Here is a 24,557-nt window from a genome sequence, read left to right as displayed (position 1 = left end):
AGAGATCCGCTCGACTTGCATGTATTAGGCACGCCGCCAGCGTTCGTCCTGAGCCAGGATCAAACTCTCCATAAAGGTAAGCTTGACTTGCTCATGATAAAGCTGGTATAACTTTTCGCTTCAGCCCGAAGGCCTCAGCGTCCGTTTGTTTTAACGCTCGATGTTCAGTTTTCAAGGAGCAATCTTGTCTTCGCTCTCGGCCCTTTTGCTTGGCGGCCTCTCAGCGGCGACTTGAATAATATATCACAGGCGCCTAGTTAATTGCAACACCTTTTTTAAAAAGAATTTAATAACATGAAAATCCCTCTACAGGCGTGTAGAAGGCGGGTTGGCGTCCTCCGCCATCTCCGCCAAACAGGCTCTCTCTATATAGAAGCTTTCCGTTGCCCCGGCGCCCAAAACCGACCGGTACCGCCTCTTCCTGTGCGAAGGGGATATCGTTCAAACGCGACAAACATAAAAGCCGACCGCCTCCCGGCGACCGGCTCTCCCTTCTATTTGCTTACTCCCCGCGCATGTGCGGGAACAGCAGCACGTCACGGATGGACGGCGCGTCGGTCAGCAGCATGATCAGACGATCGATGCCGATGCCGAGACCGCCGGTAGGCGGCAGGCCATACTCGAGCGCACGGATGAAGTCCTCGTCGAGATCCTGCGCTTCGTCGTTGCCCGCTTCCTTCTCCACCAGCTGCGCCTCGAAACGCTGACGCTGGTCGATCGGATCGTTCAACTCCGTGAAGGCATTGGCGTGTTCACGCGCCACGATGAACAGCTCGAAGCGGTCCGTGAAGCGCGGATCTTCGGCGTTCTTCTTCGCGAGCGGCGAGATCGCCACCGGATGCCCGGTCACGAACGTAGGCTGAATGAGCGTGTGCTCGACAAACGTCTCGAAGAAGGCGTTCACGATATGGCCGAACGTCATATGCGGCTCGACCGGCACGTTGTGCTCCTTCGCCAGGCGGTGCGCTTCCTCGTCGGTCATGTCGGCCGTGAAGTCGATGCCGACAGCCTTCTGGATCAGCGAGGTCATGGACTCCCTGCGCCATGGCGCGGACAGGTTGACCTCCTGTCCTTGATAGACGATCTGCGTCGTGCCGAGCACTTCTTCGGCCAGATGGACGACCAGGTCCTCCGTCAGCTTCATGATGTCCTTGTAATCCGCATAAGCTTCATACAGCTCAAGCATCGTGAACTCAGGGTTATGGCGCGTCGACATCCCTTCGTTGCGATAGACGCGTCCGATCTCGTATACCTTCTCCAAGCCGCCGACGATGAGCCGCTTCAGGTGAAGCTCGATGGCGATTCGCATGTACAGCTGCATGTCCAGCGCATTGTGGTGGGTGATAAACGGCTTGGCCGCGGCGCCGCCGGCGATGGCGTGCAGCGTAGGCGTCTCGACTTCGAGATAGCCGCGTCCGTCCAGGTAACGCCGCATCGACTGGATGATGCGCGAACGCGTAATGAACGTCTTTTGCACGTCCGGGCTGACGATCAGATCCACGTAACGCTGGCGATAGCGCGTCTCCACGTCCTTCAGACCATGGAACTTGTCCGGCAGCGGCAGCAGCGACTTGGTCAGCACGGTCAATTCGGATACCTTGATCGAGGTCTCGCCGGTACGCGTCTTAAATACCGTGCCCTTGACCCCGATGACGTCGCCGATATCGAGGATGCCGAACGCCTTGTACTGGTCTTCCGGCACGGAGTCCTGACGCACGTAAATTTGAATTTTGCCGGTCAGATCCTGAATGTGCGCAAAGGAAGCCTTGCCCATCGAGCGCTTCTGCATGATACGTCCGGCCACGCTCACTTCTTCGGCGAGCTCGTCCAGCTCTTCGGTCGACTTGGCGTCGAGACGCGCGAGGATGTCCCCCGCGGCAGCCGTACGCTCGAACTTCGTGCCGAACGGATCGATGCCCAGCTTGCGAAGCTCGTCCAGCTTGCCCCGGCGGATCTGCAGCATCTCGCTGAGTTCGGCGGCGGTAGGTTCAGTACCTGCTTGTTGCTCCAAATCTTGACTCATGATGTACACCCTTTCCCAACTGATATCCGTCAGAACGCGGGCCACCCCGCTTTCGTCAAAAAAGCTTCCGCTGCCGGAAGCTTTTTCGCGCTCACAGATGGCCTTTTTAGCTGGCTTGGCACGGGGGCCTCGCAGCGGATTACCTTTTGATATCGACGATCTTGTATTGAATAATGCCCGCGGGTACGCTGACTTCGACGGTCGTGCCCTTCGCCTTGCCGATAATCGCGCGTCCGACCGGGCTCTCGTTGGAGATCTTGTTCTTCAGCGGATCGGATTCGGCCGTGCCGACGATCGTATATTCAAGCGTCTCGTTGAATTCGAGGTCTTCGACGACGACGGTGGAGCCGATGCTCACGGTGTTCAGATCGATCTCGTCGTTGTTGATGATGCGAGCGTTGCGCAGCATCTTCTCAAGCGTGATGATGCGGCCTTCAATGAATGCCTGTTCGTTCTTGGCATCTTCATATTCCGAGTTTTCGCTGATGTCGCCGTAACCGATTGCAACCTTGATCCGCTCGGCGACCTCGCGGCGCTTGACGGACTTCAGGTTCTCCAGTTCCTCTTCGAGCTTCTTGAGCCCATCAGGGGTCAGAAGCACTTCCTTTTCGCTCATCTCACCGATCTCCTGTCGAAGATATGATATCCATGCCGGGCATGAAGGCTTGCTTGCGGAGGCTGCGCCGCGAACCGCGCGGCGGGCGCGCACCTTGAATACAGTTATATGGCGAATTGCCGCCGACATGACTGGGAATGTCCCGGCCAGCCGCGGCAATCTCGACCGTCTTGCGAATATTGCTTAGAATTATATTTCAACCCCTATTAAATGTCAATTAACAGGAATTCGGCGCAAAATCAATGCACGACGGCAGGTCCGTCCGCCGTCTGTGCGGCGGCGTCGAGGTCGGCCAGCGACTCCACGTACTCGTCGAGCCGGCGCGCGACGTCGGCGCGGCGTGTCATTTCCATGATCTCGTTCTTCACTTGCGCGGCGTCCGGCAGTCCCTTGAGGTACCAGGCCAGATGCTTGCGCATCTCGCGAACCGCTTGCCCCTCGCCCTTGAGATTGATCAGGCGGTCCATGTGCAGCATAGCGATGCGCATCTTCTCCGCAGGGTTCGGGTCCGGGAGCTTCTCTCCTGTGGTCAGATAGTGGACCGTCCGGTACAGCATCCACGGATTGCCCAGCGCGCCGCGACCGATCATGACGCCGTCAACGCCCGTGTGGGCGAGCATGCGCTCCGCGTCTTCGGGAGAGAACACGTCACCGTTCCCGATGACCGGGATGGAGACGGCCTCTTTGACGTCCTTTATGATATCCCAGTTCGCGTGACCCGTATACAATTGTTCCCTGGTGCGTCCGTGCACGCTGACGGCCGCGCCGCCGGCGCGCTCAACGGCTCGGGCATTTTCGACCGCATAAATGTGCTCGTCGTCCCAGCCGATCCGCATCTTGACGGTCACCGGCTTCTCCGCCGCGTCGACCGCGTACGAGACCATCTCGTAAATCTTGGCCGGATCGAGCAGCCACCTGGCGCCAGCATCGCACTTTGTGACTTTTGGCACGGGGCAGCCCATGTTGATGTCGATAATGTCGGCGTTCGTGTTCTTGTCGACGAACTTGACCGCCTCGACGAGCGACTCCTTGTCCCCGCCGAAAATCTGCAAACTGAGCGGCTTCTCCCGTTCGTCGACGAACAGCATCTCGAGCGTCCGCCGGTTGCCGTGCAGAATCGCCTTGTCGCTGACCATCTCCGCGCATACGAGGCCGCAGCCGAATTCCTTGGCGATCAGCCGAAATGCCGGATTGCAGACGCCTGCCATCGGCGCCAGCACCACGTTGTTATTCATCTCCACATTGCCGATCTTCAGCATGTGATTATCCCTCCTAAAGGCCGCGCGGTTCCAATCCCGAAGCCAGACGGCGAATGCCTTCCTTCTCAAGCGTATCCGGCCCGAGCTGCGCTTCCCAAGGAAAGGCCTCGCCTGGCGCCCACACGTCCCGGAGCGGCGCAAGCACGAACGCCCGCTCCCCCATGCGGGGATGCGGGAGCGTCAGCTCGTCCGTCTCGAACGTCTCGTCCTCGTACGACAGCAGGTCCAGATCGATGACGCGCGGTCCCCAGCGGAACTCGCGGACCCGACCCATCTCAAGCTCCAGCGCCAGCAGCGTGCGAAGCAGCTCGAGCGGCGGCAGGCTCGTCATCAGCGCTGCCGCCATATTCAAAAAGTTCGGCTGGTCCGTATAACCGACCGGATCGGTCTCGTATACGCCCGACACGCGCTCCACGCGTATGCCGGGCATCTCGTTCAGACGACGCAGCGCCTCCGCGAGAGACCGCTCCCGGTCGCCCAGATTGGCGCCGAGCGCCACATAAGCCAGCTTCATCCTCGTTCAGTCCTTCGTATGCCTGCGGACGGCATGCCCGCCGCTTCGGTCATCTGGCGCGCGTGAGCTCCACCGTGACACCGTCGAACGTAATGTCGAAGGGCGGATTCGGCTTCGTCACGCCTACCGTGACTTCATCGATTATAGTATACGTACCGAGTACGGCCGTTGCAATGTTCCCCGCGAGCTTCTCGATGAGCTTTACCGGGGGGCCTTCCACGATTTCCTTGACCAGGGCATGGACCTCCGCGTAGTTCACCGTATCGGCGACGTCGTCGCTCTCGGCTGCGCGGCTCAAGTCGAGCTTCATGTCGAGGTCCACGAAGTACTTCTGGCCCAGCTTGTTCTCCTCCGGGTATACGCCGTGATATCCGAAAAAAACCATGCGCTTTAGCTTCATCGTATCCATTCGTTCGTCGCTCCTTCAGCGTTTTCCGTCTTCGTGCCTGGCTTGGCGGTACACGATCGCGTCCGTCATCGCCGCCACTCGCTTCATGGCACGCACGTCATGTACGCGGACGATCTGGCAGCCCTGCGCGATGCCGAGCGCCGTGGTCGCACCCGTGCCTTCGACGACATCGTCGGCGGGAAGGTCAAGCGTGCGGCGGATAAACGTCTTGCGCGACGTCGCCAGCAGCACCGGATAGCCGAGCGCGTTCAACTCGCCGAGCCTGCCCATCAGCTCGAGATTCTCCTCGTAATCCTTGGCAAAACCGATGCCCGGATCCAGCCAGATGCGATCGTCCGCAATGCCGGATGCCCGGGCCAGCGCCACGCTCTCTCGCAAGTCGGCCAGCACGTCGGGCACAAATTCGCGATAATCCCGCTGCTTGCGGTTGTGCATCAGGATGACCGGCGCGTTGGCGCTTGCGGCTACCTGCGCCATGAGAGGGTCGTGCTTGAGACCCCAGATGTCGTTTAAAAGATGCGCGCCGGCCCGGAGCGCGAGCTCGGCCGTCTCCGGCCTGTACGTGTCGACGCTGATCGGCAGCGGGACCGCCTTGCGTACCGCCTCGATGACGGGCAGCACTCGCCGCTGCTCTTCTTCGGCCGTCACGGGCTCGTGTCCGGGACGCGTGGATTCGCCGCCGGTGTCGATCAGATCCGCGCCTTCCTCGGCCATCTCAACCGCGCGGCGCACCGCCGTCTCGACCGAATCGAACCGACCGCCGTCAGAGATCGAGTCGGGCGTCACGTTCAGAATGCCCATGATGAGCGTCCGCTCGCCCAACGCAAGCTCAAGACCGTCGTCAAACCGGTAGCGTCTATGGTAAATGACAGGATTCATGTTTCATCGCCTTTCTCCGCGGCCGCCCGGTAGGCGGTCATCAGCCTGCGGGTCCATGGGCCCGGGGCGCCCGCGGCATCCATGGCATCGACTTTGGCGCGATTCGATGCGAGGCCGCCGCTGCCGCCCGGTCCGCGCGCCGGCCGACCGTCCGGTTCCTCCAGCGCGACGACCGGCACGATCTCCTGGATCGAGTTGGTCACGAAGCATTCGTCCGCACCCAGCAGGTCGTCCCAGGCATAGCTGCCCTCATAGCAAACGAGACCTGCGCTGCGAGCCTGCTCCAACACGAAGGCCCGGGTCACGCCCGCGAGCGGCCCCGTATCGAGCGAGGGCGTATACAACACCCCGTCCCGCACCCAGAACACGTTGCTCACCAAGCCTTCCACGACTTCGTCCCGCTCATTCAGGAACAGCCCTTCGGTGCTCGCCGAAGCGCCGCCGGCCCGCAGCTCCCGCTTCGCCGCGATGTTGTTCATATAGTGAAAAGACTTGAGCCGCAGCCCGCCGCCCTCCGGACGCGTCCGCCGAAGGCGCAGCAGCCGCAGCGTCTTGCCAGGGCGCGTCGCGGGATCGTCCGAACCAAGCGGCTTGGCGTATACGATCTCGCGCGGCGCCTCATATTCGCCCGCGGGGAGACCGACTTCGCCGCTGCCGGCGGACACCGACCAGCGGATATAAGCGTCGGCCAGGCCGTTCGCCTCGAGCAGCCGCGCCACGCCGGCGGCCATCGCCTCCGGATCCGGCCGGTACGAGATGCCGAGCGCTTCGCATGCGCCGGCTAGCCGCTCCGCATGCCTATGCAGCAGCCAAGGCCGGCCCCCATACGTGCGGAACGTCTCGAACAAGCCCATCCCATACAGGAAGCCGTGATCGTAGACTGAGATCACGGCTTCCCGGCTATCCGTCAATTGTCCGTCCAGCAGCAGCTTCATTGCCGCAAGCCCGACTTGTAGTTCAAGAAATTCTGCAGCAGCGTGCGGCCATGATCGGTCATGATCGACTCGGGATGGAACTGCACGCCCTCGACGACATACTCCTTGTGGCGCAGCCCCATGATCTCGCCGTCCGTTTCCGCGCTGATCTCCAGGCAATCGGGCAGCGTATCGCGCTTCACGATAAGCGAGTGGTAGCGCGTCGCCGTGAATGGCGAAGGCACGCCTTCGAAAATCGTGCGGCCGTCGTGCGACATCTCGCTCGTCTTGCCGTGCATGAGCTGCGGCGCTCGCACGACGCCGCCGCCGAACGCCTGCCCGATCGACTGATGCCCGAGGCAGACGCCGAAGATCGGAATCTCGCCCTTGAAGCGGTCGATCAGGGACAGGCTGATGCCCGCCTCGTTCGGCGTGCAAGGCCCCGGCGTGATCAGGATGTGATCGGGCGCAAGCGCCGCGATGCCGTCCAGGTCGATCTCGTCGTTGCGCTTTACGACGATGTCTTGTCCCAGCTCGCCCAGATACTGCACCAGGTTATAAGTAAACGAATCGTAATTGTCGATGACCAGAATCATGCCCAGTCCCCCTTCGCGTCGGCTCCCGTCCCGTCCGGGCTGAGCCGCTCCCCGTACTGTACCGCCTTCCAAAGCGCCTTGGCCTTGCTCAGGCACTCGTAGAACTCCCGCTCGGGATCGGAATCGATGACGATGCCGGCGCCGGCTTGAATATGGCAGAGGCCGTCCTTCGCCACCATCGTACGGATAACTATATTAAATTCCATATTACCCGCGTAGTCAATCCATCCGATCGAGCCGGTATAGGCGCCTCTGCGCACGGGCTCGAGCTCCTCGATGATCTCCATCGTGCGGATCTTGGGCGCGCCGGTGATCGTGCCGCCGGGAAACGAAGCCGCCAGCACGTCGAGGCTGTCCTTGCCCGGCGCGATCCGCCCTTCGACCTGCGACACGAGGTGCATCACGTGCGAATAGCGCTCGATCGTGAGCAGCTCCGGCACGTGGACCGAACCATAGGCGGAGACGCGTCCCAGATCGTTGCGCGCAAGATCGACGAGCATAATGTGCTCCGCGCGTTCCTTCACGCTCGAGAGCAGCTCGTCGGCCATCGCCGCGTCCTCCTCCGGCGTGCGCCCGCGCCTGCGCGTGCCCGCGATCGGCCGCATGCTGACGCGATCGCCCTGGCGCTTGACCAGCAGCTCCGGCGATGCCGACACGAGGCTAAAGCCGGGCAAGCGCAGCAAGCCCATATAGGGCGAAGGATTAATTAGGCGAAGCCATTCGTAGAGCGCTTCGGGACTCGCGGTCACGGGCATCGTCTGACGAAGGGATAGGTTCACCTGGAAGACGTCGCCTTGCCCGATGTACTGCTGAATGCGGCAAACCGCCTGCTTGAACGCCTCTTTGGAAAGAGAGGTGCGCAGCCCCTGCGCGAACGCCTCGACGTCAAGCGCCAGTCCCTCCTCAACCAGCAGCGCGCGCGCCGCCGCCAGCGCCGATGCAGCCTCGGGCGCTGCGGCCCTCGCGACGATCCGGTCCCAATCGGCCTTCATCCGCGCCGCATGCGCGCGGGCTGCATCGTATGCGGCCGCAACGGCCGATTCGGCCCTCGCAGCGCCCGGGTCGGCATGAACGGCGACGTACAATTCGCCCGCCTCGTGATCGACGATCCACAGCTCGTCGATCAGCAGGAATGCGTAATCCGGCAGGCCCAGCTCGTCCGCCGCCGTCTCCGGGAGCCGCTCCAGCGAGCGAGCGACGTCGTAGCTCCAATAGCCGACGGCGCCGCCCGCGAACATCGGCACACCCGTATCCGACGGGGCGCGGAAGCCGCGCATCGCCGCGCGAACGACCGCGATCGGATCGCCGCGCAGCCGCTCGGCCGCCCCTCCCCCGCCGCCGCAGCGCCTAAGCTCGGCTTCGCCGCCGCTTCCGACCAGCACCGCGCTTGGCCGGATGCCGAGAAACGTATAGCGGCCGCCTTTGCCGCTCTCCAGCACGAAGGCTTCTTCGCCCGCCGCCTCCCACGCGCCGCGCCAGAGCGGGACGCGATCTTCGCCTACGGAGAGCGAATGCTTTTCTATATAAGGCAATCGGTTATACCCTTCGGTGTCCCCGCTTGCATCTGTCCATTCGCCAAGCCACTTCCGCCATTTCTCCAACGTTATCAGCGCTTCCAACTCCGCATATCCCCCTCGGAAGCTTTCTCGCCGGTTACAGACCGCCGCAGCTTCCTCTTCTTCACTAAGTATACAAACAATCGAAAGCCGAGGATAGAGCGCCCCTTCTTCCGCCCGTGAAACTTTAACAACCCCCGAATCGTCTCTAAATATGGGTAATGAAGGATGCAACATTCAAAGGAGACGATGACCCCATGCGCAAAAAAAATAAAATCCGATTGTTCGGACTCGCCCTGCTGCTGGCCGCCGGAACCGCCGCGTCCTCAGGCGGATCTGCAGCGCAAGCTGCCGCAGCTCCCAAGCCTGTCAAGCTCGTCGTCAACGGCAACGAAATCGCAGCCGGTACGGCGGCGCCCTATCTCGACGCCAGCGGCAGCGTCTTCGTTCCGCTTCGTATGGTCTCGCAGCTGCTCAAGTCTTATGTAGACTGGGACGGCCCCAAGAAGCTCGTGTCCGTTTACGCGCCAAACCGTACGGTAAAGCTGACACTCGGCAGCAAGACTGCGCAGCTTAACGACAAATCCATCGCGCTGAACGCGCCGGCTCTCATGAAGAACAATACGGTGTACGTGCCCGTCCGCTTCGTCGCTCAGTCGCTGGGCGCCGCCGTGAAGTGGCAGAGCGCGCAGCGCACGGTAACGATCGAAGACGGCGATCCTTACGCTGTCGGTTATGCGATTACGTTGACGCCGTCCATGTTCTGGCTCGACAGGAAAACCGGCGATCTGTACCAGTCCGATCCGTCAAACAGTCCCGCGGTGAAGACAGGCAAGCTCAAATTCGAACAGCAAGAGCTGTTAAGCCTGTCCGTCGACAAGCTCGGTACCGGCGGCTACATCGTGACGGCATCCGATGTTTACGGCGAACCCCACATCAACGTCAACTACACGACCGCCTACGTGAAGAACAAGAAGCTCGTCGACCAGGCCACGGTCCATTACTGGCAGCGCATGACACCGAACGTAACCAGCGTCGGCAATCAGGCGGTGCTGACAGACGGTAAAAAGCTGCGAATCCTTAAAGACGACGGCAGTACGGACAAGGAATACGACCTGCAGAAGTTGGGCGGCCTGAACGAGATCTATGGCGTGGAGGGCATCGGCGCGAACTATCTGCTCATCCGGCCGAACACGACCGGCCTGCTGACGCTGGTCGACCCGGAGACGGGGAAAAAGAAAGAGCTGTACGAGCTGCTCGACCCGGAGGACCAGGAATATGCCAAGCTTAACGATGTCCCTTATCATGGGGACACCTTCAAGGTAGGCGGCGAGCACGACGGCGTTATCGATCTCATTTATACCAGCGTCAAGGATGGCAAAGAGCGCACCCTTACGGTTAAAATTAAAGACTGGCTGTAAAAAGCGCAACACGTTAGTCTGCGCACCCGTAAGCCCCGCCCACGGCGGGGCTGTTACTTTTCATACGGTACCGGGTATTTGTCGGCAGAAGGATACGAAGGAGCGCTGACCTCATGAGCGAGCGGGAAGACAGCCCGGCCCCAAGACCCGTCATCGCTTTGACGGGCGCAAGCGGCTATATCGGCCGCAATCTGCTTCAACGGTTGGCGCCTTTCGCGGACGTGATCGCGCTGTCCCGGGGCGACGAGGAAGGTCGGGATACCGATTCCCGCGTGAGCTGGCGCTCGTGCGACCTGTTCTCCCTGATCGATGCGGAAAAAGGATTGGCCGGCGCGGACTATGCGGTGTATCTGGTCCACTCCATGCTCCCCTCCGCCAAGCTGACGCAAGCCCGGTTCGAGGACATGGACGTACTGCTCGCAGACCACTTTGCGAGAGCCGCCAGCAAAAACGGCGTGCGCCAGATCGTCTACCTGAGCGGCATCATTCCGCCCGATGTGCCGCCCGGCGAGCTGTCCCGCCATTTGCGGAGCCGGCTGGAGGTAGAAAAGGTGCTTGCTTCCTACGGGGTGCCGGTAACGACGCTGCGCGCCGGTCTGATCGTCGGTCCGCAAGGCTCTTCTTTTCCCATTCTTCTTAAGCTGGTGCGCCGTCTGCCTGTCATGATCCTGCCGAAATGGACGCGCACCCTTACGCATGCGATCGCCTTGCCCGAGGTGCTGGACGCCCTGACGGCCGCGATCGGACGGACCGACCTGTACCGTCGCGCAATCGATATCGGCGGGCCCGACGTTATGACCTACAAGCAAATGCTCCGCCAAACGGCGGAGGCGCTGGGGAAAAAACGAATTTTGATCCCTTTTCCCGCCTTCTCCGTTTATTTGTCCCGCCTGTGGCTGGCGCTTATTACCGGAACGCCGAAGGAAATGGCCTACCCCTTGATCGAAAGCCTGATTCACCCGATGGTGGCCAGAAGCGAGAATCGGGCGAGCGGGATTGGCGCAGGCGTCATCACGTTCCGCCGGGCGGCGGAAGACGCGATACGGGAAGAGCAGGATCGGGAGCTTGGCAGTAAGCGGGCGGCAGGAGGACAAAAGCGAAAGCCTGGGAAAGCTTCGCGCCACGCCAAATCGGACGTCCGCTCCGTGCAGCGCGTCAGACTGCCCGCGGACATGGATGCGCATGCAGCCTCCAAGTGTTATCTCGGCTGGTTGAATCGCGCGGCCGGACCGCTGATCCGGGTGGCGCACGATAAGAAGGATATATATCGGATCCATGCGGTCGGCCGCAAAGGCCCTCTGCTCGAGCTCACCTATTCCGCAGAGCGGAGCTCGCCAACCCGGGCGCTGTATTACATTACGGGCGGCTCCTTTTCAAGTCGAAAGGAGACGCACCGCGGGCGGCTGGAGTTTTTGCAGGTTCCCGAATCCGACGAATGCATCATCGCCATCCACGACTATTTGCCGGCGCTGCCCTGGTTTCTTTACAAGTACACGCAGGCGAAAATTCATTTGTGGGTCATGTGCGCGTTTCGACGTTATTTGAAAAAGCAGATTCGGTAGGCTTGCTCCCGGGGCGCGTCGGCCGCCCAGATTGATGCAGCCCGCATAGCCGCCTTCGCCTGCGCCCATACTACGGTGGAAGATGCCGGCGGGGAGACGCCGGCCGAAGGGGGATGAACCGATGGCGGATCGGGCGGTGCTCGCCTACTTCAACACGCCGGATCAAGCCAAGCGGGCGTTGGAGGAGCTTAAATCCTTGCGCCTGAACGAGCACGGTATCGACCGGTTCGACGGCTATCAGGGCGCGGGCATGGAGCATCTGGACCAATTGGGCAATACGATCGCGGGAACGTTCCGCGGACTTGGCTTCATTACGCTCGGCGGGGACTTCGACAATCCCGACGCCGGCGTGCTGGCGGCTGCAAGCGTCAGCGCCAGCGGGATGAGCTCGGGCGGACCGGACAACCGCGTGACGGGCCGGGACATTCTGCTGACGGCCATCGTCGACGAGGAAGATTACGACCAGGCAGTGGAGATCTGCCGGCAGGCAGGCGCTCTATAAGCGGAAACGGAGGGCAACGAGCCCTCCGTTTTTATTTGCCGTTTAGCCGGCCAATAACGATGCCACACATCGATATCCCGCGATATTCCATCTCAATCCCGCCATCGGCCTGCCAACGCAAAAATCCGGCCGCCCCAAAGGACGGCCGGATCGACGGCCAACAGATTAGTTGTCGAAGTTGAACAGCGGCGTGCTCAGGTAGCGTTCGCCGTTGGACGGAACGACCGCCACGACGCGCTTGCCGGCACCGAGCTCCTTCGCCACTTGCAGCGCCGCGTAGATCGCCGCGCCGGAGGAGATGCCGCACAGGATGCCTTCCTTCTTGGCAGCGGTGCGCGCCCATTCGAACGCGTCTTCATTTTCGACGGCGATGATCTGGTCATAGATCTCGCGATCCAGAATCTCGGGCACGAAGTTCGCGCCGATACCTTGGATCTTGTGCGGGCCCGCCTTGCCGCTCGACAGCAGCGGAGACGCCGCAGGCTCGACGGCCACGACCTTGATGCCCGGGAAGTTGTCCTTCAGCACCTTGCCGGCGCCGGAGATCGTGCCGCCCGTGCCGATGCCCGCCACGAACGCGTCCAGCTTACCGTCGAGCGAGTTGATCGCTTCGACGATCTCGGGACCCGTCGTCTCGAGGTGAATCTTCAGGTTCGCCTTGTTCTTGAACTGATCGGCGAGGAAGTAGTCCGGGTTCTCCTTGAGCAGCTCCTCGGCCTTCTTGACGGCGCCGTTCATGCCTTCGGAACCCGGGGTCAGCACCAGCTCGGCGCCATAGGCGCGAAGCAGGTTGCGACGCTCGAGGCTCATCGTCTCGGGCATGACGATGACGGCGCGGTAGCCCTTCGCCGCGGCGACGAGCGCGAGGCCGATGCCGGTGTTGCCGCTGGTCGCTTCGACGATCGTGCCGCCCGGCTTCAGCTTGCCTTCTTTTTCGGCTTCTTCAACGATGCTGATGGCGATCCGGTCCTTGTCGCTGGCGCCCGGGTTCTGATATTCGACCTTGACGTAAACCTCCGCGCTGCCCTCAGGTACGATGCGGTTCAGACGGACGAGCGGCGTATCCCCGATCAGGTCCGTAATATTCTGCACGATTTTTGCCATGGCGAATGATTCCTCCTTGGATAATGGCGGACGGCCTCGTCCATTCCCCTATTTCCGACAATTTCAGTCGGCTTTTATCTTTTCCCATCTTATCGCACGTTGCGGGGCAATGTCAATAGAAGGATAATTCCGCAAGGTCTAATACTCAAGCGCTCCGTCCATCGCCTTGGCGCCGTACTTGTCCAGCAGCGACTGCTCGACCTCGGACAGCGGCGGCGCCACCGACAGCGCGTATTGGCGCTTCGCCTCTTCCCGCTCCGCCTGCGCGTCCTGCTCCCCCGTGCCCCGCCGGCCCGCGACGAGCACGACCTCGTAGCCTGCGTCCGTGCGGATCGGTCCCGCCGCTTCCCCGATCTCCAGCTTCACTGCCGCCGCCAGCAGCTCGGGCGCTACGAACGGGTCGCCGGTCTCGACCCATCCCAGATTGCCGCCGTCCGCGGCCGTATCCGCATCCTGCGAGTTCTCGACAGCCAGCTTCGCGAAGTCCTCGCCTTGCTGCAGCAGGTCCAGCAGATGCTCGGCGTCCTTCTGCCGCTCCACGACGATATGAGAGAGCTTCAGCTCCTCCTTCGGCGCGAATTCTTCGGGATGATCGGTCATGTACTGGTCCGCGTCCGCATCCGTCGCCACGACGCCGCGAATCGCGAGCGCTTCCAGCTGCAATTTATAAAGAATATCGTCCCGCACGTCCTCGCGCGACATGCCCAGCTGCTGTCGGCGGGCATCATAGAACGCTTCCAGACTCTCGTAGCCTTCGCTCGCCTTGCGAAGCTCACGATCCACCGCATCCTCCGCAATCGAGATGCCCGCAGCCTGCGCTTCCTTCTGAACGGCCACGCGAAGCATCATCGTCCGCAGCGTTTGCTCTCCGTACGCGCCCAGCAGAGCGTCCAGCAGCTGCTTGCGCGTGATGCGTGTCTCCCCAACGATCGCCACGGTATCGCCCGCTCCTCCCGGAGCTCCCGTCATCGAGCCCGATGGGATCGGCTCGGTGCCGGGCGGCTCCGCCGTATGCGCCGGCTTGGCCGTGCAGCCCGCTTCGGCAGCCAGCGCCCACGTCAGGGCAAGCAGAACGATCGGCTTCCCCAGCCGCTTCGTCTGCCACATGGCCGTATCCCTCCTTCGCTATATTAAGAAGTCGCGCGTTCCAGAATCACACGAAGCTGCTCGCCGTCGAACTGATAAGCTTCATTGCAAAAATGGCACTTCACTTCGGCCTGTCCGTCCTCGTCGATCAGCTTGCGAAGCTCCGCCTCGCCCATGCTGACGAGCGTCCGCTCTACGCGTTCCCGCGAGCAATGGCAGACGAACTTGGGCTCGATCGTATCGTGAATCGTCAGATCGTCGCCGACGAGGAATCGCACGATCCCTTCGGCGGTCTCGCCCTGGTCGAGCAACGCGGTGACGTGGGGCATCGCCGCGACGGCCTGCTCAAGACGCGCCAGCTGCTCGTCGGTAATGTTCGGCAGCACCTGAATGATGAAGCCGCCCGCGTGCAGCACCGTATTGTCGGTATCGACGAGTACGCCCAGTCCGACGGCGGAAGGTGTCTGCTCGGATGCCGCGAAGTAGTAGGTGAAGTCTTCGGCCAACTCGCCCGAGATGAGCGGCACGCTGCCGCGGTACGGCTCTTTAAGTCCCAGATCCTTGGTCACATTGAGAAAACCGGTCTTGCCGACCGCGCCCGATACGTCCAGCTTGCCGAGGCTGTTGCTCGGCAGATGCGTATGCGGATAATCTACATAGCCTTTGACTTCGCCGGCTGCGTTGGCGTCCACGACGATCTGGCCGATCGGCCCGTCGCCCTTCACCTGTATGGTGAGCTTCTCGTCTCCCTTGAGCATAAAGCCCATCATGGCCGCCGCCGTCGCGGTCCGGCCGAGCGCGGCCGAAGCCGTCGGGAACGTGTCGTGCCTGCGTTGGAGCTCGCGCACGAGCTCCGTCGTCTTCGCGCCGAATACGCGCACGGCGCCGCCCCAGGCGGTGCCTCTGATCAGTTCGTCCGTCACTTCATCCGCTCCTTTGCCACTGTTGTCGTAGGCCGGCTCGTCCGCCCGCGATCGGGCGCACGACGGCCGGGATTCCTATAGATTGCGTTCGTAAATGATTCTTAATCCTTCCAGCGTCAGCATCGAATCGACCGATTCGATCGTCTCCGACTCGCCCGCGATCAGCTCCGCGAGACCGCCAGTCGCGATGACGCGCGGCGTGCAGCGCTGCTCGGCGCAGATCCGCTTCACGATGCCGTCCACTTGCCCGGCATAGCCGTAGATTGCGCCGGATTGAATGGCCGCGACCGTGTTGCGGCCGACGACCGCGCGCGGCTTGGCCAGTTCGACGCGCGGCAGGCGCGCGGCGCGCTGGTACAGCGCCTCGGCCGAGATGCCGATGCCCGGCACGATGACCCCGCCCAGGTACGCACCCGACGGGTCGATATAATCGAAGGTTGTGGCGGTGCCGAAGGCGACGACGACCAGCGGCGCGCCGTAGTGCTCGATGCCCGCGACCGCGGTGACGGTCCGGTCGGCGCCGACCTCCTTCGGATTTTCGTACCGGATGTTGAGGCCGGTCTTGATGCCCGGTCCGACAACCAGCGCCTCGCGGCCGACGTACTTGACGAACAGCCGCTCGAGCGTAGGCATGAGCGGCGGCACGACGCACGAGACGATGACGCCGTCGATCTCGTCCGCCCGGATGCCCGCGATGCTGAACAGGTTGGTCAGCATGATCCCGTACTCGTCGACCGTCGCCGAGCGGTTCGTGCTGAGCCGCCAATGATGGAGAAGCTCCGAGCCCTCGTACAGGCCGAGCTCGATGTTGGTGTTCCCGACGTCGACGACCAGAATCAAGAGACTTCCCCCTTCTTGACTTCGTTCAGGTCCAGGCTGATGTCCAGCGCGTTAAACGAGTGCGTCAGCGCGCCTACGCTGATCACGTCCACGCCGGACGCCGCCACCTCGCGCACCCGCTCCGGCCGGATGCCGCCGGAAGCCTCCAACACGATATACGGCGCGATGGCGCGCAGTTCGGCAGCCGCGGTCTTCATCTGCTCGGGCGACATATTGTCGAACATAACGACGTTTGCGCCTGCCCGCGCGGCTTCGAGCGCCTGCTCCAGCGATTCGGCCTCCACCTCAATCATCATCGTGTGCGGGATGCGCGACTTCGCCGAAGCGACGGCGGCGGGGATGCCGCCGGCCGCCTTAATATGATTATCCTTGATCATGACCGCATCGTACAAGCCGAAGCGGTGATTGTATGCGCCGCCGATGCGCACGGCGTACTTCTCCAGCGTGCGATGGCCTGGCGTCGTCTTGCGCGTATCGGCGATCCGAGCCGGATAGCCTTCGGCAGCGTCGACGTAGACGCGGGTCTTGGTCGCGATGCCCGACAGCCGCTGCAGCAGGTTCAGCGCGAGTCGCTCGCCCGTCAGGATGCTGTGCGTAGCGCCCTCGACGACCGCGAGCACGGTGCCGCGCTCGACGCGGTCGCCGTCGTGCGCGCGCGATTCGACCGCGAGCGAAGGGTCGATCACGCCGAAGACGAGGCGCATGAGCGGCATGCCCGCCAGCACGCCCGCTTCCTTGGCGTGGATGATGCCCTTCGACCGGTGGCCCGCCGGCACCGTCGACATCGTGCTCACGTCGCCGCTGCCGATATCCTCGGCCAGCCACGCTCTAAGCTGCGCCTTCACGGCGTCGACCGCGGGTCCCGCGATCTCCCAGTCCTTTTCCGATTCAAACATCGCCTATGAACTCCTCTCCGATGCCCCGTTCCCTGTGCATCAGCGTATGCTTGCGCCAGAACGAATCGTCCTTGTCCGGGAAGTCCTCCCGGTAGTGCGCCCCGCGGCTCTCTTCGCGCATGAGGGCCGCCTCCATCATCAACGTCGCGCAGGTGAGCAGGTTCGCGTATTCGAACTCCTCGCGCGTCGTCATCTCCGTCTGGTACAACGGCGCCTGCCTGCGCAGCTCTTCGAGTCCCTTCGTCAGGCCGTGGGCTTCTCGCCTGAGGCCGGCGAAGCGCACCATGAGCTTTTGCAGCTTCAGGCGGCGCTCCGCCATCTTGCCCGCAGGCGCACCGATGCGATCGGAAGCGTACCCGGTGCGCGCTTCAAGCGCGAGCGGCGCGAGCAAGCGAACCCGCTCGACGATGCGGCGGCCGAACACGATCGCTTCGGACAGCGAGTTGCTCGCCAGCCGGTTCGCGCCGTGCACGCCCGTCGACGAGACTTCGCCGCAGGCGAACAGCCGGGGGATGCTCGATTCGCCGTTCATGTCCGTGCGGACGCCTCCCATCATATAATGGGCAGCCGGGGCCACTGGAATCCAATCCGTCGTCATATCGAGGCCATAATTCAGGCAAAACTCATAAATATTCGGAAACCGATGCTTGATGAGATCCGGCGTCTCGTGGGTAATATCGATATAAACGTATGTCGACTTGGTCAGCTCCATCTCGCTCAAGATCGCGCGCGCCACGATGTGGCGCGGCGCCAGCTCGAGCTGCGGATGGTATTTGTCCATAAAGCGCTCGCCTCGGATTTTGCGAACGACCGCGCATAAGCAGCGCACGGCTTCCGAGAGACGAAAGCGAGGCGCGCCCGGGTTGCATAGGAGCATCGGATGGAACTGGTTGAACTCCATATCGCGGATGACCGCGCCGGCGCGATAAGCCATCGCGATGCCGTCGCCCGTCGCGACTTCGGGATTCGTCGTGTAGCGGTACAACTGCCCGGTGCCGCCCGAGCAAAGGACGGTGGCCGCCCCCCGCACGATCACGCGCGAGCCGTCCGGCTTCTGCACGAGCGCACCGACGCATTCGCCTTCCTCGGTGAGCAGATCGAGCACGAAGTGGTCGTCCCACACTTCGATATTCGGCACGGTCTGCACCTTGGCTGCCAGCGCGCGCACGATCTCGTAGCCCGTTGCGTCGCCGTTGGCGTGCAGAATGCGGCGCTGGCTATGCGCGCCTTCCTTGGTCAGGGCGAGGTGTCCGTCCTCCTCGTCAAAGTGCGTGCCGTATTGGATCAGCGCCTGGACGCCGTCCGGCCCCTCGTGCACGAGCACGTCTACCGCCTCGGGATCGCACAGCCCCGCGCCCGCGATCAGCGTATCCTGGCGATGGAACTCCGGCGAATCGTCCTCCGAGATGACGGCCGCGATGCCGCCCTGCGCGTAGCGCGTGTTGCTGTCGAACAGCGATTTTTTCGTGATCATGAGCACGCGGCGGTCTTTGGCCGCCTGAAGCGCCGTGAACAGGCCCGCGATCCCGGCTCCGATAATGATCATATCCGTCTGTACGGTCTCAAGCGCCGCCGGATCGAAATCGACGATATAACGTGGTATCATGGCCCTCTGCGACTCCCCGCATGAAGTTATTGGTCTCTCCCGATCGATCTCTCCAGGTTACTTGACGAGCAGCATGCGCTCGAGCGACAGGCGCGCCTTGTCGGCGACGTCTTGCGGCACATGGATCTGCGGCTGCATCGTTTCGAGCGCCTTGACGACCTTCTTCAGGTTGTTGACCTTCATGTTCGGGCAGACGAGGAACTTGCTTGCGAAATGGAACGTCTTGTCCGGGCTGTCCACGCGCAGCTGGTAACCCGTGCCGTCCTCGGTGCCGACGATGAACTCCTTGTGGCTCGATTCGCGGCAATACTTCAGGATGCCGGTCGTGCTGCCGACGAAGTCGGCAAGTTCGACGACCTCTGGACGGCATTCCGGATGGACGACGAACTGCGCGTTCGGATACTTCGCCCGCATCTCGTATACATCCTTGACGGTCAGCATGTCATGCGTGTTGCAGTAGCCTTCCCAGATGATCATCTTCTTGTCCGTATGCTGCTGCACGTAGTGGCCCAGGTTTTTGTCCGGGCACCAGATGACCTCGTCGCCTTCGACCGAGTTGACGACCTTGACCGCATTCGCCGACGTGCAGCAGATGTCGGTCTCGGCCTTCACGTCCGCGGACGAGTTGATATAGGTCACGACCTTGGCGTTCGGGTGCTTGGCCTTCAGCTCCCGCAGACCGATCGGGTTGACCATGTCCGCCATCGGGCAGCCCGCGCGCTCGTCGGGGACAAGCACGGTCTTGTGCGGCGCGAGAATCTTGGCGCTCTCGCCCATGAAGTGCACGCCGCAAAAGACGATGACGTCGGCATCCGTCTGCGCGGCCTTCTGGGCGAGCAGGAACGAATCTCCGCGGAAGTCGGCCACCTCTTGAATTTCGTCGCGCTGGTAATAGTGAGCCAGAATGATGGCATTGCGTTCCTTCTTCAGCTGAGCCAGGCGCTCGCGCAGCTCGCGGTTCTGCTCAGCTTTGCGTTCAAGGGCTAAAGCTTCCATGGTGGTCTCCTCCTGCGGCGTTGACGCCTGGGTATGGTTAATTGTGAAAATAAGCACAAATTAGGCCGCTTAACAAAAACGGGATGCCAAAATGGCAACCTCCGTCGGTGAGTCAACAATAAATTTACACTTGCCGGGAGGCACTGTCAATGAATGTTCACAGATTTTTGGAAGAAGTTTTCTGCCTGTTTGTCGGCTTTTCCGCAGACCGGACACAAGTGGAACAAGCGTTCCTACACGCAGGCCATTCGAGCGATCGCAAAAAATCCAGCGCATTGCAATTGAACCTTTGCGAAACCGCATTCATAGTTAGCGAAGTCACGAATCGGGTGCGGACGCGCATCCCGGTTTCTTTTTTGTCTAAAACGGAACCTCTTTTGCTTTTGCGGTGTCTAATCGGAGGGAGGTGTTGCGAGCTTGGATGAATCCCACTGGTCCTACATTGAAAATATGGATGCCGGCGGGCTTCGCGAGTTGATGGCGCAATACGGGTCCGAGGTGTGGAACCTCGCCTTCGTTCTGACCAAGCGCAGAGAGCTGGCAGACGACATCTCCCAGGACGTATTTCTCGCCGCCTATCGGAAAATCGATACGTTCCGCGGAGCCTCCTCCGTGCGTACCTGGTTGCTGTCGATCACGCGAAATACGGCGCTCAATCGCTTGCGTTCGGCCTTTATGCGTCGCGTTACCTTAATGGACCGCATTGACCCGCGCGCGCATGAAGCCTGTCCTTCCGCCGAATCCGAAGCGCTGAGGCGTTCCTTATCCAACGAGATATGGGGAGACGTCATGCGGCTCCCCGTCAAATTGCGCGAGGCGCTTGTGCTGCAGGCGAGGTACGAACTTTCGGTTAAGGAGATTGCGCTCCTCCTCGACTTGTCCGAAGGCACCGTGAAGTCCAGGCTCTCTCGCGCCAGACAACGCATGATCAGGCTTAGAGAGGAGGCGTCCGGACATGAAAAAAGATAGCTTGCCGCCTTGGTACGAAAAACTGAAAGTGGATGCAAGCCGCACGCCGGGCTTCACGGAAGTCCATATGACTGCCATCAAGCAGGCCGCGGTCAACGGCAAGATTGAACATAAGCGTCGAAGATCGGACCGAAACAAACGTCCGCTTCCAGTTGCGACAATGGTCGGTGTAGCGGCAGTGATAGTCGCGGGAACCCTTTTGCTCAGCTATTGGGGAGACTTTTCCTTTCGCAAGCTGAACCCGACAACCTTTTCTTCAACGCTGACCGCTACAGTCTCCTCTGTGTCGGACGCGGCTCCCCGACCGATTGTGATCGAACGCTTGTCGGGCGTGCTGGGCAAGCAGCTGCCATTTAAGCCCGAAGACGTGGTCGGCATTACGATCGAGGACAATCAGCATCGACTGCAGCCCTTCGAGGTGCCGAAGGATCGGTTAAACGTTATTTTGAGCAATCTAACCGCTTTGGATATGGCCGCCGCTTCGATCACGCCGGGGCCGGAGCATGCCTGGGTGCCCACTGCGTATACGATGACCTTCACGACTGTAGGCGGCTCCTTTGCCATGTCCTACGATCCGAGCAGCAATACGTACGGGACACCTGATAGGCGGATATTGGCAAACGACCAGGTATGGATGCTTGTGCAGCAGTACGTCAATCCGACCGGCGTATGGGCGGCGATCGACCGACTTCACGAGCAGGCTAAAAATGAAACCGCAGCACAAGCGGGCCAAGTTACGGACCGAATGTATGAGCAGAGCCGGTTCGACATCGGCGGTCAGGATTATTCAGGCTGGGAAAAGAAGTTTCTCCCGCTATCCTCCGGCATCTATTTCTTTGACGGCAGTTCTGGGAAGCAAGGATTGATACAGTCGCTAACGCAGCCTGCTCGCGAATATGCCGATCCGGATGTCATCAAATTATCCGACGCCATCATTTTCACAACGTATGATCTAGCTTACGCGACGACTGATGGCATCCAAGTCGGCTTGACGCCAGCCGAAGTCATCGCCAAGCTCGGTTTGCCGAATGCCCGGACAGAGACGGCGTGGTCTTATCGAGTCGGCGATGCGCTTCGCTTCCAGCTGCTGTTTGAGGACGGCAAGGTGCGCTTCATCTCGTTGACCAGACCTGGATAACAGCAGGTTAGCGCGCGAAAAACCCGCGATTCGCTGCATCGTGCAGCGGAACCGCGGGTTTTTGGTTGATCCTCGTTACTTCGGTTCGTTGTCCTCGTCGTTCCGTTGATCCGGCGTCGGAGGCGTCTGGTTGGCGCTCGACTCTTCGTCGCGCGGCGTGATGCGGACGCGGACGTTGCTGCCGAGCGTGTCGATCGTCGGGTCTACGCCGGTCGGCTCGCCGCCGGAATCGCCGCCGTCGCCATCGGATACGGCGTTGATATCGCCCTTCTCGATGAGCGCTTTGATCTGCTCCAACTCGAGCGTCTCCTGGGAGAGCAGCGTATTGGCCAGCAGGTGAACTTCGGCGCTCTTCTCGGTGAGCAGCTTCTTCGCCCGATCGTAGCACGTCTGGATGATCATCTGCATCTCTTGGTCGATCTCGTACGCGATCGCATCGGAGTAGTTCTGCTCATGGCCGATATCGCGGCCGAGGAACACTTGGCCCTGGGTCGCGCCGAACTGCATCGGCCCGAGCTTGTCGCTCATGCCGTATTCCATGATCATGCTGCGCACGATGCCCGTTGCTTGCTTGAAGTCGCTGTAAGCGCCGGTGCCGATCTCGCCGATGAACAGCTCTTCGGCGACGCGGCCGGCGAGCAGGCCCGTGACTTTGTCCAGCAGCTCTTGCTTCGTGACCAGCAGGCTGTCTTCCTTCGGCAGCATGATGACATAGCCGCCTGCGCGTCCGCGCGGGATGATCGTCACCTTGTGCACCATGTCGGCGTGCTCCAGGAAGAAGCCGACGATCGTGTGACCGGACTCGTGATAAGCGACGATTCGCTTCTCGCGGTCGCTGATGACGCGGCTCTTCTTTTCGGTACCGACGATGACGCGGTCGATCGCTTCGTCGACCTCTTGCATCGCGATGTCCTTCTTGTTCTTGCGCGCCGCCAGGAGTGCCGCTTCGTTGAGCAGGTTCTCCAGATCGGCGCCGGTGAAACCGGTCGTCCGCTTGGCGATCGTGCCCAGCTTGACGTCCTTGGACAGCGGCTTGTTGCGCGCGTGAACCTTGAGCACCGCTTCGCGGCCCTTGACGTCCGGACGGTCGACCGTGATCTGACGGTCGAAGCGGCCCGGGCGAAGCAGCGCGGGGTCGAGAATGTCAGGACGGTTGGTGGCAGCGACGATGATGATGCCTTCGTTCGCGCCGAAGCCGTCCATCTCGACGAGCAATTGGTTCAGCGTCTGCTCGCGCTCGTCGTGTCCGCCGCCGAGGCCTGCGCCCCGTTGACGGCCAACGGCGTCGATCTCATCGATAAAGATGATACATGGCGCGTTCTTCTTCGCATTCTCGAACAGGTCGCGAACGCGGGATGCACCTACGCCGACGAACATCTCGACGAAGTCCGAACCGGAGATGCTGAAGAACGGCACGCCGGCTTCGCCAGCAACGGCGCGAGCCAGCAGCGTCTTACCGGTACCCGGAGGGCCCACGAGCAGGACGCCCTTCGGAATGCGGGCGCCGAGCGCAGCGAACTTGCGAGGATCCTTCAGGAATTCGACGACCTCGACGAGCTCCTGCTTTTCTTCGTCCGCGCCCGCCACGTCCTCGAACGTCACGCGCTTTTTCTCTTCATTATAGAGACGGGCCTTGCTCTTGCCGAAATTCATCACCTTGCCGCCGCCGCCCTGCGCCTGATTGATCAGGAAAAAGAACAGGATGAACATAATGACGAACGGTATGATGGAGGTGAGGAACGTCAGCCAGAAGCTCTCGCCCTGCATCGCCTTGTTCTTAAGCTCGAAGCCTTGCTCCACCGCCGCTGCGTTGATCGTCTCGGCGTCGCGCTCGGTCTGAATCCGAGTCGAGAAGGCCTCGCCTTTGTGACCCTCGGGCGCCTGCCCCTCCTTGAAGTGGCCGGTCAGCAGATAGGTGCCGCGGTTGACCTGCATCTCGAGGTCCTGAATGGTCTTCGACTGGATCGCAGTCATGAGCTGATTGTAGGTGAGCGGCTCGGTCGTCGTATTCTTGCCGATGAAGAACTGAACGATGCCGACGGTCACCAAAAATATAAGCAAATAAAATCCCGTATTCCGGATAAACCGATTCATCCCTGACCTCCTCCCGACACGCTTTCATCATTTTACCATAGCCTGTCTTGGTATCTCAATAAAACGCGCGGCTGCGCGGAAAAACCATCGGAAGGCTGCAGTACTCAGCGGTTCGAGTAAATTTCTTCTTTTAAAATGCCGACGTAAGGCAGGTTGCGGTAATGCTCGGCATAGTCGAGACCGTAACCGACGACAAACGCATCGGGAATGCTGAAGCCGGTGTAGTCGGCGTTCAGATCGACGGTGCGGCGGCCCGGCTTGTCGAAAAGCGCGACGACCCGGACGGACTTCGCATTGCGTCGCTCGAGCACGTCGATCAGATAGCTGAGCGTAAGGCCGCTGTCGATGATGTCCTCGACGATCAGAATGTCGCGTCCCTCGACCGAAGTGTCCAGATCCTTGACGATGCGAACTTCCCCGCTGGAGCGGGTCGAATTGCCGTAGCTCGATACGGCCATGAAGTCCAGCTCGATCGGGGTCGTAATGTTCTTGGACAGGTCGGCCATAAAAATAAAGGCGCCCTTCAACACGCAGATTACCAGCGGGTTGCGCCCCTCGTAATCGCGGCTGACGGCGGCTCCCAATTCCCGTACCTTCGATTGGATCTGCTCTTCCGAGTAAAGTACTTCTTGAATGTCATTCTGCAATGCTGGG

The 24,557-nt window shown here is 61.2% G+C and carries 23 protein-coding genes and 1 rRNA gene; 5 read left to right on the top strand and 19 right to left on the bottom strand.

From position 1 onward, the window contains the following. From KVT38_RS27865 to KVT38_RS27820, 10 genes are all read right to left on the bottom strand, one after another. A 16S ribosomal RNA gene (locus tag KVT38_RS27865) occupies positions 1–75 on the bottom strand; the annotation flags it as partial. 427 nt (positions 76–502) lie between these two features. Beyond that, complete coding sequence (gene lysS, locus KVT38_RS27860; RefSeq protein ID WP_217597020.1) at positions 503–2,023, bottom strand: lysine--tRNA ligase; 1,521 nt, start codon at positions 2,021–2,023, stop codon at positions 503–505. 139 nt (positions 2,024–2,162) lie between these two features. After that, positions 2,163–2,639, bottom strand: coding sequence for a transcription elongation factor GreA (gene greA / locus KVT38_RS27855; RefSeq protein ID WP_217597019.1), 477 nt, complete (start codon positions 2,637–2,639; stop codon positions 2,163–2,165). A 239-nt stretch (positions 2,640–2,878) separates the two neighbouring features. After that, complete coding sequence (gene dusB / locus KVT38_RS27850) at positions 2,879–3,898, bottom strand: tRNA dihydrouridine synthase DusB (protein ID WP_217597018.1); 1,020 nt, start codon at positions 3,896–3,898, stop codon at positions 2,879–2,881. Positions 3,899–3,911: 13 nt separating this feature from the next. Beyond that, entirely contained in the window at positions 3,912–4,412 is a 501-nt protein-coding gene (gene folK / locus KVT38_RS27845) for a 2-amino-4-hydroxy-6-hydroxymethyldihydropteridine diphosphokinase (RefSeq protein WP_217597017.1), read from the bottom strand. A gap of 49 nt (positions 4,413–4,461) precedes the next feature. Then, the gene (gene folB / locus KVT38_RS27840) at positions 4,462–4,821 is read right to left on the bottom strand and encodes a dihydroneopterin aldolase (protein ID WP_217597016.1); all 360 of its coding nucleotides are present in this window, start codon (positions 4,819–4,821) and stop codon (positions 4,462–4,464) included. 15 nt (positions 4,822–4,836) lie between these two features. Next, a complete protein-coding gene (folP, locus tag KVT38_RS27835; RefSeq protein WP_217597015.1) occupies positions 4,837–5,700 on the bottom strand; it encodes a dihydropteroate synthase in 864 nt (287 codons plus the stop codon). After that, complete coding sequence (locus KVT38_RS27830) at positions 5,697–6,635, bottom strand: aminotransferase class IV (protein ID WP_217597014.1); 939 nt, start codon at positions 6,633–6,635, stop codon at positions 5,697–5,699. Before KVT38_RS27830 ends, folP begins: the two co-directional genes overlap by 4 nt. Further along, positions 6,632–7,210 carry an aminodeoxychorismate/anthranilate synthase component II gene (gene pabA / locus KVT38_RS27825; protein WP_217597013.1) on the bottom strand — a complete coding sequence of 193 codons (579 nt, stop codon included), beginning with the start codon at positions 7,208–7,210 and terminating at the stop codon, positions 6,632–6,634. Before pabA ends, KVT38_RS27830 begins: the two co-directional genes overlap by 4 nt. Continuing rightward, positions 7,207–8,829, bottom strand: coding sequence for an anthranilate synthase component I family protein (locus tag KVT38_RS27820; protein WP_254639616.1), 1,623 nt, complete (start codon positions 8,827–8,829; stop codon positions 7,207–7,209). Before KVT38_RS27820 ends, pabA begins: the two co-directional genes overlap by 4 nt. Positions 8,830–9,023: 194 nt before the next feature. On the opposite strand from KVT38_RS27820, the gene KVT38_RS27815 reads away from it, so the two are divergent. From KVT38_RS27815 to KVT38_RS27805, 3 genes are all read left to right on the top strand, one after another. After that, entirely contained in the window at positions 9,024–10,187 is a 1,164-nt protein-coding gene (locus KVT38_RS27815) for a copper amine oxidase N-terminal domain-containing protein (RefSeq protein ID WP_217597011.1), read from the top strand. Between the two features lie 113 nt (positions 10,188–10,300). Beyond that, positions 10,301–11,749 carry an NAD(P)H-binding protein gene (locus tag KVT38_RS27810; RefSeq protein ID WP_217597010.1) on the top strand — a complete coding sequence of 483 codons (1,449 nt, stop codon included), beginning with the start codon at positions 10,301–10,303 and terminating at the stop codon, positions 11,747–11,749. A 121-nt stretch (positions 11,750–11,870) separates the two neighbouring features. Further along, the gene (locus tag KVT38_RS27805; RefSeq protein WP_217597009.1) at positions 11,871–12,251 is read left to right on the top strand and encodes a hypothetical protein; all 381 of its coding nucleotides are present in this window, start codon (positions 11,871–11,873) and stop codon (positions 12,249–12,251) included. A 165-nt stretch (positions 12,252–12,416) separates the two neighbouring features. Here the strand turns inward: KVT38_RS27805 and cysK are convergent, their stop codons facing one another. The 7 genes from cysK to nadA form a co-directional block, all read right to left on the bottom strand. Then, on the bottom strand, positions 12,417–13,355 hold the full coding sequence (cysK, locus tag KVT38_RS27800; protein ID WP_217597008.1) for a cysteine synthase A: 939 nt from the start codon (positions 13,353–13,355) through the stop codon (positions 12,417–12,419). A 138-nt stretch (positions 13,356–13,493) separates the two neighbouring features. Then, positions 13,494–14,462 carry a peptidylprolyl isomerase gene (locus tag KVT38_RS27795; protein WP_217597007.1) on the bottom strand — a complete coding sequence of 323 codons (969 nt, stop codon included), beginning with the start codon at positions 14,460–14,462 and terminating at the stop codon, positions 13,494–13,496. Between the two features lie 23 nt (positions 14,463–14,485). Further along, positions 14,486–15,364, bottom strand: coding sequence for an Hsp33 family molecular chaperone HslO (gene hslO / locus KVT38_RS27790; protein WP_217597006.1), 879 nt, complete (start codon positions 15,362–15,364; stop codon positions 14,486–14,488). A gap of 75 nt (positions 15,365–15,439) precedes the next feature. Then, on the bottom strand, positions 15,440–16,204 hold the full coding sequence (locus KVT38_RS27785) for a type III pantothenate kinase (protein ID WP_217597005.1): 765 nt from the start codon (positions 16,202–16,204) through the stop codon (positions 15,440–15,442). After that, complete coding sequence (gene nadC / locus KVT38_RS27780) at positions 16,201–17,100, bottom strand: carboxylating nicotinate-nucleotide diphosphorylase (RefSeq protein ID WP_217597004.1); 900 nt, start codon at positions 17,098–17,100, stop codon at positions 16,201–16,203. Before nadC ends, KVT38_RS27785 begins: the two co-directional genes overlap by 4 nt. After that, on the bottom strand, positions 17,093–18,706 hold the full coding sequence (nadB, locus tag KVT38_RS27775) for an L-aspartate oxidase (protein WP_217597003.1): 1,614 nt from the start codon (positions 18,704–18,706) through the stop codon (positions 17,093–17,095). Before nadB ends, nadC begins: the two co-directional genes overlap by 8 nt. 57 nt (positions 18,707–18,763) lie before the next feature. Further along, entirely contained in the window at positions 18,764–19,744 is a 981-nt protein-coding gene (gene nadA / locus KVT38_RS27770; RefSeq protein WP_368859172.1) for a quinolinate synthase NadA, read from the bottom strand. A gap of 375 nt (positions 19,745–20,119) precedes the next feature. Between nadA and KVT38_RS27765 the strand changes: the two genes are divergently transcribed. Together KVT38_RS27765 and KVT38_RS27760 are read left to right on the top strand one after the other, a co-directional pair. Next, the gene (locus tag KVT38_RS27765) at positions 20,120–20,671 is read left to right on the top strand and encodes an RNA polymerase sigma factor (protein ID WP_254639615.1); all 552 of its coding nucleotides are present in this window, start codon (positions 20,120–20,122) and stop codon (positions 20,669–20,671) included. Beyond that, entirely contained in the window at positions 20,658–21,809 is a 1,152-nt protein-coding gene (locus KVT38_RS27760; RefSeq protein WP_217597002.1) for a hypothetical protein, read from the top strand. Before KVT38_RS27765 ends, KVT38_RS27760 begins: the two co-directional genes overlap by 14 nt. Positions 21,810–21,884: 75 nt before the next feature. Here the strand turns inward: KVT38_RS27760 and ftsH are convergent, their stop codons facing one another. Continuing rightward, a complete protein-coding gene (gene ftsH, locus KVT38_RS27755) occupies positions 21,885–23,903 on the bottom strand; it encodes an ATP-dependent zinc metalloprotease FtsH (RefSeq protein WP_217597001.1) in 2,019 nt (672 codons plus the stop codon). Between the two features lie 104 nt (positions 23,904–24,007). Further along, positions 24,008–24,550, bottom strand: a complete 543-nt coding sequence (gene hpt / locus KVT38_RS27750; RefSeq protein ID WP_217597000.1) for a hypoxanthine phosphoribosyltransferase — start codon at positions 24,548–24,550, stop codon at positions 24,008–24,010. Positions 24,551–24,557 lie beyond the last annotated feature (7 nt).

The organism is Cohnella sp. GbtcB17 (genome assembly GCF_019091135.1).
GTDB lineage: Bacteria > Bacillota > Bacilli > Paenibacillales > Paenibacillaceae > Cohnella.
This window is presented reverse-complemented; position numbering and strand designations above follow the sequence as displayed.